Origin of the sequence: Chitinophaga sp. (assembly GCF_017745275.1) — a bacterium.
Classification (GTDB): Bacteria; Bacteroidota; Bacteroidia; order Chitinophagales; family Chitinophagaceae; genus Chitinophaga.
In genome coordinates, this window is the sequence record NZ_JAGHZS010000002.1 from 851,904 (window position 1) to 865,337 (window position 13,434).

At 45.5% G+C, this 13,434-nt stretch carries 9 protein-coding genes and 2 tRNA genes; 3 read left to right on the plus strand and 8 right to left on the minus strand.

The features are described from left to right. Positions 1-3 precede the first annotated feature (3 nt). The 3 genes from J7623_RS09190 to J7623_RS09200 form a co-directional block, all read right to left on the minus strand. Entirely contained in the window at positions 4-3,534 is a 3,531-nt protein-coding gene (locus tag J7623_RS09190) for a SusC/RagA family TonB-linked outer membrane protein (protein ID WP_291919528.1), read from the minus strand. Positions 3,535-3,755: 221 nt separating this feature from the next. Then, entirely contained in the window at positions 3,756-4,811 is a 1,056-nt protein-coding gene (locus tag J7623_RS09195) for a FecR domain-containing protein (RefSeq protein ID WP_291919529.1), read from the minus strand. 118 nt (positions 4,812-4,929) lie between these two features. After that, entirely contained in the window at positions 4,930-5,523 is a 594-nt protein-coding gene (locus J7623_RS09200; protein ID WP_291919530.1) for an RNA polymerase sigma-70 factor, read from the minus strand. A gap of 173 nt (positions 5,524-5,696) precedes the next feature. Here J7623_RS09200 and xseA point away from each other — a divergent pair, with 173 nt between their 5' ends. Both xseA and xseB read left to right on the plus strand, forming a co-directional pair. Then, positions 5,697-7,136, plus strand: a complete 1,440-nt coding sequence (xseA, locus tag J7623_RS09205; RefSeq protein WP_291919531.1) for an exodeoxyribonuclease VII large subunit — start codon at positions 5,697-5,699, stop codon at positions 7,134-7,136. Beyond that, a complete protein-coding gene (gene xseB / locus J7623_RS09210) occupies positions 7,114-7,323 on the plus strand; it encodes an exodeoxyribonuclease VII small subunit (protein ID WP_291919532.1) in 210 nt (69 codons plus the stop codon). Before xseA ends, xseB begins: the two co-directional genes overlap by 23 nt. A gap of 4 nt (positions 7,324-7,327) precedes the next feature. On the opposite strand, the gene J7623_RS09215 is transcribed toward xseB, so the two are convergent. The 5 genes from J7623_RS09215 to J7623_RS09235 all read right to left on the minus strand — a co-directional run bounded on the left by J7623_RS09215 (position 7,328) and on the right by J7623_RS09235 (position 12,146). Beyond that, a complete protein-coding gene (locus J7623_RS09215) occupies positions 7,328-8,098 on the minus strand; it encodes a carboxypeptidase-like regulatory domain-containing protein (protein WP_291919533.1) in 771 nt (256 codons plus the stop codon). 142 nt (positions 8,099-8,240) lie between these two features. After that, positions 8,241-9,395 carry a BamA/TamA family outer membrane protein gene (locus J7623_RS09220; RefSeq protein ID WP_291919534.1) on the minus strand — a complete coding sequence of 385 codons (1,155 nt, stop codon included), beginning with the start codon at positions 9,393-9,395 and terminating at the stop codon, positions 8,241-8,243. Positions 9,396-9,525: 130 nt separating this feature from the next. Beyond that, positions 9,526-11,748 carry a hypothetical protein gene (locus J7623_RS09225; RefSeq protein ID WP_291919535.1) on the minus strand — a complete coding sequence of 741 codons (2,223 nt, stop codon included), beginning with the start codon at positions 11,746-11,748 and terminating at the stop codon, positions 9,526-9,528. Between the two features lie 84 nt (positions 11,749-11,832). Beyond that, positions 11,833-11,944 (minus strand) — tRNA-OTHER (locus J7623_RS09230). 85 nt (positions 11,945-12,029) lie between these two features. After that, positions 12,030-12,146, minus strand: a tRNA-OTHER gene (locus J7623_RS09235). Between the two features lie 244 nt (positions 12,147-12,390). Here J7623_RS09235 and J7623_RS09240 point away from each other — a divergent pair. Then, positions 12,391-13,413, plus strand: coding sequence for a WYL domain-containing protein (locus J7623_RS09240; protein ID WP_291919536.1), 1,023 nt, complete (start codon positions 12,391-12,393; stop codon positions 13,411-13,413). Positions 13,414-13,434 lie beyond the last annotated feature (21 nt).

Genomic DNA, 13,434 nt, shown 5'->3' on the forward strand with positions numbered 1-13,434 from the left:
GAATTACAGGTCAAGATTTAATCCTACAGCATATTTGCGTTGATAAGGATAAGCCCATCCGTAGCCATCTATAATAGATTCCGGATCTACGTATTTCTTAATGGAAGAAAACTCAAAGATGTTTTCCCCGGTAACATATACACGTAAGCGGTTAAGATGATAACGCTTCGTCAGGGATGCCGGTAAGGTGTATCCAATCGTCAGGTTTTTAATGCGCAGGTACGCTGCATTCAGCATGTACTTGGTTTGCGGAATATCCAATCCTTTACCATTGTTGTTATCAGCGAGCCAGGATTGTAATACCGGGTAGTAAGAATTGGTATTGGCATCTGCCAGTCCTGCTTTAATATAAGATTCACTGTGCTGTGCGCGGGTGGCGTCATTATCAGCAGTGGCGCGATAAAAATCAAGGTTCCATGGATAGATATTGGCATAGGGCTGCTGGAATGGACCCCAGAACAGGTAGTGGTGAGGATAATAATCCATTTTAGCAATGCCCTGCATAAATACTGACAGGTCGAAGCCATTCCAGTTCATATCCAGGTTGATACCGTAACGGTAACGTGGACTGGTGTTACCAATCACTTTCAGGTCTTTAGGATCTTTGGCTGAAATGCCCTGCTCAATTTTACCATTGCCATCGAGGTCTTTGTATTTAGGCCATCCTTCTACTATTTCCAGTGCTCCCCATGGAACGATGGCAGATTCATTCAGGCTCTTTGCATCATCTTTGCTTTTGAAATAACCATCGTTAGTCAGGCCCCATATTTCACCAAAGTTTTGGCCGGCATAGTATTTACCACTAAACAGCTGCTGATCATTTTTATAGCGGGTGATTTTAGTTCTATCATCTGACAGGGTCACCTTTATTCCAACATTAAATGGTTTGGAGGCAACGTTAAAATCATTGCGATAGCCCAGTGTGAGCTCCCATCCCCGGGTAGATAAATCGGCGGCATTTTTCAATGGTGCTTTGGTACCTAACACGCCTGGTAGTTCCTGACCTGGAGCCAGCATACCGGTTGTATTACGCACGAAGTAGTCGAACGATGCCTGGAATTTATTCTCCAGGATACCGATATCTGTACCTACGTTAGTAGTGGTTACCATTTCCCAGGTATAGGTAGATGGATCTACTTTGAGGGCAGGTGCGCCGGTAACGATTGTTTGACCAATGTTGTTATCTATCAGGTAAGAAGATTTGCCGGTAGGCAGGTTAAATTGATAACCGAAGTTGTTCACATTCTGATTACCCAGGCTACCATAGGATCCTCTGAATTTCAGCACAGAGATCAGCGGGATGGATTTGATGAATTTTTCTTCACTGGCTATCCACGCCGCAGATACGGAAGGGAACATGCCTACACGGTTGGTGGAAGGGAAACGTGAAGAGGCGTCGTACCGGCCATTGGCTTCTATGATATAGCGGTCTTTGAAAGTATAATTTATTCTTCCGAAAAGACTTCTGATCGCATAGGAATCATAGTAGCCACTTACAGAGGCAGTACCACTTGTCAGTGATATATAGGGCAGTGACGGTGTAATGATATCTTTTTGACTGGCGTTGATCAGTTGCGCCTCAAAGTTCTCCTGGTTATAGCCAGCTAATACCGTAATGCTATGGTTTTTTGCGATGGTTTTATGGTAGTTGGCATAGAGATCAAAAACATCCTGTTTAATAAAAGTATTATTTTCACTTACGTAGCTGTTTCCTTCCTGCCGGATGTCTTTAGGACCATAACCAATTTTATAATAGTTCTGATCTGTATGATATTTCCATAATTCTCTTTTGAAACTGGCATCGCCGGTAACCTGCAGATCGTTATTGAGGAAAGAAGCCACACCCCTGATAACATCCTGGAACCCGAAGCGGGTAGTGATATTGCGGCCTCCGTCTACCAGTTGGGCTGCCAGGCGGCCGGCGCCTGTATTAGCCCAGGTTCCGTCAGGATTTACCGCCACCTGGGTAGGAGCCAGGTAATACACGTTCGTAATATTATTAGTAGGCGCATCTGCTTTTGTCTGGTAAATGCTCAGGTTATTATCCACCTGCAGCCAGCTGATAGGCTTCACATTGATCTTGGCGCGCATGCCGGTACGGCTCCAGTCATCTTTCGCCAGTTTATTCAAACCATTTTCTTTGGTGTAGTCGGCAGACAACAGGTAGCTGATAGGTACTTTCTTCGCTGTTTCAGCGCTACCACTCAACGTGATGCTATGATTCTGGGAAAAATTATTTTTACTGAAGAAGTAATTATTCCAGTTATTGCTACCCATGTAAGCCCATTTGGTAGGGTCGCTGGGATCAATCCTGGTATCAGGCAAAGAAGGATTATCAGATCTTTCTTTTGCCCATTTATAATATTCATCGGAGAAGTTCACATAATCCCATGGGGTATTATTCGTAGAAGTTTCAAGTACACGGGAATAGATGTAAGGATCTGTTACAGGTTCCGGCATTACGGTCCGGCGCGACATGGCAAAGTAATTACTGTAGCTCACAGACTGTTTGCCTCCGGCGCTGCCTTGTTTGGTTGTGATGAGGATCACCCCGAAAGATGCCCTGGCGCCGTAAATGGCAGCAGAAGCGGCATCCCGTAAAACAGAAATAGAAGCGATGTCTGTTGGATTGAGCCGTATCATATCATCCGTGGTAGAGGTAATACCATCAATAATAATCAGGGGCTGTACCATCCCATTGCCACTGGCTATAGTAGCCACGCCGCGGATATTGATATTAGGAATTTGCCCGGGCCGGCCTCCGGCATAACTGATATTCAACCCGGGACTTAATCCCTGTAAACCCTGCATCACATTGGCAATAGGCCGTGCTGCCAGCTGCTTACCGGAAATTTGATCAATGGCCCCGGTAACGTTGATTTTCTTCTGTGTTCCATAACCAACCACAATCACTTCTTCCATAGAATTTTTAGATGGCTCCATGGTGATGGTCAGGGTCTCCCTGCCATTCAGCGCTACTTCCTGCTGGTCAAAGCCGATGTAAGTCAACACAAGAACTGCATTTTCCGGCACCTTCAGTTCAAAGTTTCCTTTATCATTGGTCGTAGCACCAATGCTGGTGTTTTTCAGGCGAACAGTTACCCCGGGTAGTGGATCTCCGGTAGTATTAACTACACGGCCTTTTACGGTGATATCCTTACTCACCACGGCTTCCGGCGCAATCACAATCAGGTTGTCCGACATCTTCCTGAAGCGGAGTGCCGTATTATCCAGTATTTTATTTAATACCATATCAATGCTGCCATCCGTCACGTCGAGCGATACTTTGTGATTCGGTGGCAGATTATCATCATTATAAACAAACCGGTAATGGCTGTTTTTTTCCAGCAACGTCAGGGCTTTTTCCAGCTGTACCTGGTTGAGCTTCATCGTGATGGTAGACTGTGAATGTACCGATGCGCTAACATGTAGGCAGGCAACGGTGAGCAGCAGCATAGAAAGCTTCATAAAAATCAACAGTTTATACAACTTCCGCTTAGGCGGAAGCCAATTGTCCACTGTACTTTTTTTCATACATTTGTTTTGTTGGTTAATAATTGTTGATGGAAAGTTTACCCAATACAATGCTGTTAACCGATATTTGGACGGGGAATGGTGCGAACATTTCCCGTTTTTTTTCGGTTAAAAGCTTACAGTTAAAGCTGTTTGTTTACGTTGTTACTATTATGTTTTTGATGTTAAATGAACCTGTCTTTATTTTATTTTGCGCGTCTGGTGTTTAAGTGAATATTTGTTTATTGAATCCATATTTTCCCGGCGGCATCTTTATGCCAGGTAAATGATAACGTGGTTTCCAGCGCATTGAGTACCTGTTCCAGGCTTTCCGACTCAAATACGCCACTGAAGTATAATTGCTTTTTACGATTGTCTTTAAATCCGATTTCTACCCCATACCATTCTTCCAGCATTACCGCTACTTTTTCCAGCTCCAGGTGTTTAAAAGCCAGTTTATTCTGTACCCACGCGGTTTCTGTTAACACGCTGTCCTGTACCGGGCTGAGTTTACTTTTATAAATCACCATCGGTGCCGGCGCCGCTACAGTATGGGTTTCGGCGGCTACCTGCAACACCGGTACGGTCAGCTTCTCATTTGGTTTGAGCGATACTACCTGGTTGTCTGCATTTTTCAATACTACCTCCACGGCGCCCTGTACTAACGAGGTAACGGCGCTGTCTTCCTGCGGATAAGCTCTTATATTAAAAGAAGTGCCTAATACCCTTACCTGGAAAGTTTTGGTGTGTACCCGGAAAGGGCGCTCTGCATCTGCAGTAACAACAAAAAAGGCTTCTCCTTCCAGCGTTACTTCTCTCGGGGTATGGGCCGCAAATTGTTTGGGGTAGTCGAGCTTACTGCCGGCATTGAGCCATACCCGCGTGCCGTCAGGCAGCAGCACTTGTGATCGCATCCTTTTTTCCGTGACCATTTGTGCCAGTGGCGCCGGCTTTTCGGATGGCGATGAATGCCACCACCACGCGCCAACGGCGAGCAGCACCAGCACACTGGCAGCGATGCCTGCATACCATCCCCAGATCCGGCGTTTCGCCGGTACTTCTATGACAGGCGCCTCTGTTAAGGTTTCCATTCTTAATTGATGCTTCTCCAACAGTTGCTGTACCTGTGAACCAGTATATTGTTTACCGGCAGGTACCCAGTTTTGTGCAAATACCTCACGGATATAGCTGGCATCAGGATATTGCTGCAGCAACTGCTGCAAGTCCACTGCTTCGTCTTCCGTTAATAGACCGGCCATTTCGCGGGCCAGTAATGTGTACAGTTTTTCCTGATCCATAGTTTCAGTTAAGGACAAGTAACGACCTCATTTGATGGGTAAATAGTAACTTTTGTCCTTCCCATTATTAGAAGGACAAATAAACCAATGAAAATTCCCTAAAGGAAAATAAAAAAAGTTAAGAATCAATCCGGAGGTAGGTTTGCGCCGTTTCATCGGAGAGGTCAAAGCGGATGGCCTGGGATATTTTTTTTACGGCAATGGTCAGCTGGGCATCTACTGTTTTGGTAGAAATATTGAGTAGCTCAGCCACTTCCCGGTAGCTTAAACGGTCTTGTTTGATTAAACGGAAAATCAGCTGGCAGCGGGCCGGCAAACAACGTATCGCTCTTTCAATTTTTTGAGATACTTCTGCAGACACCATCCCGTTTTCCGCATCCGGTGCAATAGCCAATATATCTGTGTTGATATCATCCAGCGAATGATGCTGATGCCTTTTCTGTTGCTGCAGGGTGTTAAGCGAAAGATTCTTCGTGCTTACATACAGGTACACCACCGGGTTTTGTACATGTAATAAGTCGTTCCTTTTTTGCCATAAGGTGAGAAATACATCTGACACAATTTCTTCTGCCAGGTGAAATGAAGATACAATAGAGGCAGAGAAATGAATCAGGCGCGCGCACAGGCTCACATATAATTCATTATACGCCTGTATATTGTTTTCATAGCAGATCCCGTGAAAAAGCAATTTTATCTGCTCATTTTCTCTCATGGCGCAAAAGTATATAAAAGAGAATAAGTCTTTTATTAAGTGATTGTTACGTATTTTGGTTGACTGGCGATCTTTTTCATTATTCAACTGAAAGCAATATATACATTTTTTAGATTCCCCGCATATTCCCTTCTTCTCCGGAAATAAACGTTTTACTTATCTTTACCGGGCTAATGAACGACTCACCCGCTATAAAGCTTTCCGCACTCACCAGTAAAATTCAGCAGGCGCTCCACAACGTGTTTGCTGAGCAATCGTATTGGGTAGTAGCCGATGTTACCAACCACTCTTTTTACCAGCAAAAAGGATATCATTATTTCGACCTGGTGGAGAAAGATACCCAGGCTGGAGGCATCGTGGCAAAAGTGGCGGCAGTAGCCTGGGGCAACGGCGCTACACGGATTAAGGAATTTGAAATTGTTACAGGACAACCTTTCAAAAATGATATTCATGTATTAATCCGTGTATCGGTGAGCTATCACCAGGTACACGGACTACAGATTTCTTTACTGGATATAGATACGAGTTTTACTATCGGCCTGCTGGAACAGCAGAAGCAGCAAACGTTGCTGCGACTCACCAGCGAATGCGCGGATTTTATCCGTAAAGTGGGCGATCGCTATGTGACAAAGAATAACCAGTTGCCCCTGCGGGCAGTGATACAGCGACTGGCCGTCATCACTTCCGGTAACTCCGCCGGGTACCAGGATTTCCGGCATACCCTGGAGCATAATCATTTCGGCTATACTTTTATCATCGATAATTATTTTACGGTGGTGCAGGGGGAAGCTAAAGCGGAATTGGTACAACAACGACTGATCGATATTTACAACAGCCAGGTACCTTACGATGCGGTGGTTATTATCCGCGGCGGCGGGGCACAAACCGACTTCCTGATTTTCGATACGTTCATATTAGGCCGCGCAGTGGCTAAATTTCCCATCCCGGTGATCACAGGAATCGGGCATCAGAAAAATGAAACCATTACGGACATGATGGCGCATACCGCCACCAAAACGCCTACCAAGGCGGCAGAGCTGATTATAGCGCACAACCGGGGCTTTGAAGAAGCGCTGATATCGATGCAGCAAAATATAGTGATCCGTTCCCAGCAGCTTTTCTCCGGGCATTTCCAGGAGCTGGCATCGCTGAACAGCAGCATTATCAATCAAAGCAGAACATTGCTGGCCAATCATAAAGAAGAGTTACATCATATTAAAAATACGGTATTACAGCATGCAGCAGCGGCTACGCTGAACCGTCACCGCGAGCTGATCGCCACGTCTAATGCGGTGCTGCAGCGGCCGCGGATCATGGTATCCAACCGCCTGAATGATTTAGACAATATGGTGGACAAGTTCCGCTCATTCAGCCGGATGTATATACAGAGTAAACGGGGACAGGTCGCCCATTACGATACTTTATTCAAACTGATGAGCCCTGCCAACATCCTGAAACGCGGTTTTGCTATGATTTACCAGGATGGACAGGTACTCAGCAACGCCAGTACGCTTCAACCGGGCAGCCACATCACGGTAGTGTTGCCGGATGCCTCGCTGGACGCCACTATTACATCAAAAACAACTACACATGAACCAGGAACTGACATATGAAACGGCCTATAATGAATTGCAGGAAATAGCGGCTGAAATTGAAAATGAAGCAGTATCGGTAGACCTGCTGGCAGAAAAAGTAAAACGCGCTGCGGTATTGATAGAGTTCTGCCAACAGAAATTACGTGCTACTGAAGCAGAGGTGAATAATATTATTAAGCAGATGGAAGGCAAAGGGGAGAAGTAACCCATCAGGGCACGGCCGTTGCCGTCTCTATACTATCTTTATATTGCTGATATAACTGTTTGATATACGCTGATAAATCATAACTATTGTTACCGGCCAGGAGCGCGGGCGAAGGCCGGTAGTGCGCCATAAAATAATCCAGGCTATCGCCTTGTAGTCCCGTAATTCTTTGCACCATGGCCGGGTCATACCTGCGCTGCACATAATCTTCGCTTTCTTTTTCCAGTAGTTGCCTGCGGAATGCCGCCCGTCGTTTGTTACGGCGAAAGGATAGGTTGGTATATAGTTGATTGATGCTGATATGCTGGCGTACTGTATGGAGCTGATCACGCAGGTCCTGTTTGTTAACCGGGGGTAACAGCAAATTGAAATCCCAGTTCTGCTGCTTTTTGAAGTATGCCGCATATTCTTCACGTAACCGCAGGGAATCGCTGGCATAGTTCCGGCCGCGTACCAGCTGCTGTTGCAGGGTAATCACCCCTTGTTGCATATAAATAGGGAGAGATGGTAAACTGAATAGTTCTTTCGTAATCGCCACTTGCTGGGGCATATACCCAATCATGGAGAATCGCAATGTATCTCCGGGGCGGCTCATCATTTGAAATGCACCTTTATCATCTGTAATCACTGTTTTGCCGGTTGTGATGTTGATCAGGCTTACGCCGGGCAGCACCGCTGCTGTGGCGCCATCTTTCACGACACCGGAAAGCGGTTGTTGTGCCATCAGGGCCACCGGGAACAAAAATAACAGGGTACTGGAAATGGACAGTTTCATAGGTGCCAAGTTATCAGAAATGAATACCGGGCGTATGAAAAGAAGGGCTAAAGTTTTGTTATAAACGCAGGGAACTTATCTTCATGGAGAAGCCATCGGAAGCAGCATGAGGAAGGGTGGGCGCTATGCGTTATCCATCTCCCTAAAATACTTCATTAATCCCGAAATAAAACCCGGATTGGTCTTTTCCTCTGCCATAGTCCAGGCGGATATTGACTCTTTTTTTGAACTCCCAGCGATAGCCAATACCGTAGCTGATGAGAGACTGGCGGAATTCGAAGGCATTGAACTGTGGAAATACGTTGCCACCGCCTACCCAGGCTACCAGGCCGCTGCGGTTATAGATCCGTTGCCGGAGTTCTATTTGTGCAGCCACGTAATTTTTATCGCGGAAGCGGCCTTCGTAATAGCCGCGTAAACGATTGGAACCACCGGCTTCTGCGAGCAGGCTCCAGGGCACATCGCCACTGCGTTCTTCTCCATACAGGTCGGTGGCCAGTACGGCGCCTTTCCATAGTTTTTTGTACCAGTCGAACTGCAGGTCAAACTGCGAGAAAACTGCCTTGTTGCCGAAGATCGAAGGGAAGAAGCGATAACCCAGGCGCACATATACGCCTTTGTAAGCGTTGGGGATGAAGTCGCGGGTATCGTATACGATGAAGGGACCGGCGCCTATGCCCAATATTTTCTCCGGCAGCATAAATGGTTTACCGCCGGTGGTATCTAATTTTTTTGTTTGTACATTATGAATTTGAGCGCATAGGCCAGCAAATAATTTACCGTTTAAATTCACGGAGAAGTCGGCCTGCATTTTTTCGGTCAGCTGTACAAATTCGCTGTAGTTGTCTTTATGCTCGCCGGCATCATAACCAATACCCCAATATTTGTTAGGGCGGGAGCTGAAAGAGGCTTTGAGGGCCAGGCGGAAGCGGTCGTGCGGAAAGATGGTGGTATTGCTGATACCGATGCCATAGAATCCGGTGGCTGCCACGGAAGCGTAAATAGCGGCGTTGGAAACGGGTAGCAGCGAATCGCTTCGGTCAGTTTTGTATTGGGCGGCCATCATCACGGCAATGCCTACACTGGTTTCCGGTGTATATACAGGCCCTCCAATGAAGCTGAGATCTACTTTTTTCTTTTTCTTTTCCACGTTGGTGTGCTTCAGATAATACATGATATTATCGAAAAAACCTCTGGGCACAGAAACGGTGGCCGTGCTATCGGCCTTTTCCTTAAGCTGAGCGTTCAATACAGCTGGGGCGACAATAAGGAGAAACAGTAATCGGTATCTATTCATGTATGACAATGATATGAATATAACACCATTTTTAGAAAATTGATGAAAGAAGGAATAAAAAGTGCGGACATGGCAATAGCAGCGCAGGCAAATGCCCGGCTGCTATTGTTGTTGAATATAGGTTAACAAATTAATCAATGAATAACTGTGTCACGGCGGCGGTATTCATGGCCCATTGTGGGGTGTATACCTCATCGGCTGGCAGTTGATCGGTGATCGTTAACTGTTGTGCCGCTGCTTTTATTTGCAGTAACTGCCCGATGCTCAATTTGGAATCCAGTTTTCTCAGGATGGCTTTTACATTGGCAAGATTCAGGTTTTGTACAATCTGTCCATCGAAAGGCATTTCCAGCCAGATGATTTCTCTTGCTTTTACATCCAGTACGCCAAATACCAGTCCTTTGGTTAATCCGCGGGTGATACGCACCATATGTTGTACACAGGACGGATCATAGGCAACACCTGTTTTTTCGGATACCTTTATCGGATGCTTGTTATCCATCCATCCAACTTCCAGGTTAGGCGTAAGTTCCCCTTTCACAAATGCGTTGCAGGTAAAGGAAACATACCGGGCGTTGACGCGTTCCAATTCAGGTACATCTATTTCAATATATTCCGCGGTACCTGTTTTGTTTGGAATCCAGCGGATATCACCGCTATGTTTACAACCGGGAGCATGTAGCCTTGAAAAGGAACAGATGTCAACGGTGGTATCGTAAGCAATAGAGCAGCTAAGGTCCATATCCAGGTGCTGGGCACGTAATCCTTTCCCCCATTGCATGAACAGGATGATTTTATCTCCCGATATTTTATAACGGGTACCCATCAACGCAGCAGGTAAATCCTGTATTTGTTCACCACGGTCGCCGATCGACAATGGTATTTTGAACAGCTCCGGCGCGATATACATGCTTTTGGCAGTAGTGGCCTGTGCTTCAAAACGTTTGGTCATGGCTTGCAGGCACAGAGAGGTAACTGCATTTCGCATATCCTCCAGTTGCTGATCGTCGTACATTGCCAACAGGCGGTTAGCCGGTATTTTTTTGCTCACTCCTCCCAGTGGTTTTACCGCGCGGGTAGCCGTTCTATCGAAATAGTAGTCCGCATACATCTGCAAAGTGAACAGCAAACGGGCAGGCACTTTATCTACAATGTTGCTGAAAGCCGCTGCAACCGGATCTGGTCCAAACCACAGCATATTGGCAAACAGGGAGCGGGCAAATAATCCCGGACGCTGTTGCAACAGGTCCATTGTGCTGTTGACATCATAACGCAGGCGGTAATGGTTCAATGATCCCTGCCATACGGTATAATCTTCGCGATAAAATTTATCGATTACAGTATGTAAATGCTCAAAGCCCGCCCGCTGGCTGAATTCCGCCAGGCGTAATGCCCGGATGAAGCGTACCCACATTCCACGTTTAGGGTGCATGTTTTCACACATCGTTTCGGCATCCATAGCCATGTTATTTAACCATCCGGCTACCATGATTCCATCCCGGCGACTGTATTTCAGCTTCAGGGATTGCGCTATAAAAGCAGGAGCGGTGGTATATGCCACATACATGGTGGTATTGTTTTTCTTTTTCCGCTGTAGGATGGTTTTAGGTGCAATCAGTTGATGAAACCCGGTATGCTTGAACCACAGGTAACGGAGTATATCCGTAGGCGTAGTAAACAGCGCTGTTGCTTTGGCACCTTCGTTCCGTTCAATTAAAACATCCACTACAGTCACCAGTGTTTCTTTCATACCAATCTTTACTTCCGGTAAAGGAAGCTGTGCCAGCAACGTTTTCAGGCTATCCATCTGGGTGTCATCCAGTGCTGTTTTGGAGCTTAATAGGTCCCGCAGGTAAGCAGCAGGAGAGGCGCTGGTCCACAGATCCAGTACACGAAGTTGCTTATTTTGTCCATAGTTTTCGATGACACCACTTTCGAAGGGTGTACCGCAAAAAGGGCATCCGTTATAGCGCTCCAGTGGGAATGTATTAACCGGAATAATATGTCCGCAGGCGAGCTGAGTGCCTTTACCCTGGAACACCGTATTGAACCAGGTCATGATATAATCAGACACCCGCACCTCTGATGGAGTCATCCAGTTTTTTATCAGTGGTAACCAACTTTTATTCACGCCCATTACATCGCGGAAATTCTCCAGTATATTGGCCTGGTAAGCAGGAGTGGTTTTATTCAATGCCTGTAATAACGATTCAGATACGCCAAATCCCAGCTTTGCCAGGTTGGCAATCAATAAGCTCGTGGTAGGGGTCAGGTAGGTGTCATTGGCATGCATGGCATTTTCAGGAATGTAAACTGACTGCTGACGTAAACCTACGCGTAATAAAGTGTTCATGATAATTGTTATTAAAGAATCAGATAATTTTGTTGCTCTTTATCAAAAAAAGAAGAAGTAAGCAACAATTGACCTCGATTGTAGTAAAGCAGGTTGGACTCGAACCAACGTTGCCGCCTATGAGAACATTTTAATTGACCTGGCGGTAGTATTAAAATCGCTCACGATGGTGTTTTTCCTATTCAACTACTGCTTTTCCGGTTTATTGTTATAAGTTACCAGGTAATGTTGTGGCTATTTCCCAAATGAATGAAGTAAGCGACAATTGACCTCGGTATTTGTAAAGCAGGTTGGATTCGAACCAACATACTCCGCATCCCATAGAGAAGTAAGTTTTAATTGACCTGCCGGTAATTTCAAAACTACTAATGCGGTGCTTGCCATTAAGCTACTGCTTTCCCATCTTCGGCGGTAATGATGAATGTTCATTAACAGTGAGTTGAAGTAACATTTACTTGACCGCTTCCGATGACACAAAGATGCAAGTACATGTGCGCAGTCCATCTGCGCACATAAAAAATATGTAGAAAAATATTTTAAATATATGATAATCAACATGTTGTGAGGTAATTATTTTTTTAAAAGAGATAACTACGCAGATAGATTGCGCAGAATTTTATTTTCTTTGCATAAAACCCGTGTATGTCCATTAATAAACTGGCCCTGATCCGGTATAAAGCCATCGATGATTGTTTGCGTAACCGCTACCGTAAATGGACCCTCGAAGACCTGATAGAGAAAGTAGCGGATGTATTATATAATGCAGAAGGCATCAGCTCAGGTGTGAGCAAACGCACCATCCAGGCGGATATTCAATTGATGCGCAGCGATAAGCTGGGATATAATGCACCTATTGTGGTGAAAGACCGTAAATACTATAGCTACAGCGACTCCGCCTACAGCATCACCAACGCACCCATTAATGATGCCGATGTAGATAAGATGAAGGAAATAGTATCCGTACTGAAACAATTCAATGGCTTCAGCTACTTTGATGACATGAGCGAGATGATTGCACGTCTCGAAAATAATCTCTATAAATCTACGGATACACACCTCAACTGCATCCAGTTTGAGAATAACCACCAACTACAGGGACTAGCTCATATCAATCCACTGTACCAGGCCACCCTGCACCGCAAAGCGTTGCTGATAGAATATAAATCTTTTAAAGCCGCCAACGCACAACAACATATCTGCTATCCTTACCTGCTTAAAGAATACCGCAACCGCTGGTTTCTCATTACCCGCACCAAACAATCCCCGCAGCTCACTACCATGGCGTTGGACAGGATTATATCATTACAGGAGCTACCAAAAGAAAAGTTTATTCACTATAACGGGATACCATTTGAAGAATACTTCGGTGACCTCATCGGTGTCACCAAATCAGAGAAAGATGTGGCCCATAAAGTAGTGCTGGAAATAGATAACAAACATGCCCCTTATGTGATCACCAAACCCCTGCATCATTCTCAGCAAGTGCTGAAAGAAGGACCTGATAGCACGATTATCAGTATTGAAGTAGTCAGGAACTTTGAACTGGAGAGAGAAATTATGGGATTTGGGGAACATATGAAAGTGTTGTCCCCCAAATCCCTGGCCCTGCAAATCGCTAAGCGACTAGGTATGGCCACCCGGAGATATACCGCTGCTAATGAATAACGTATACGCTTACACGTGTTA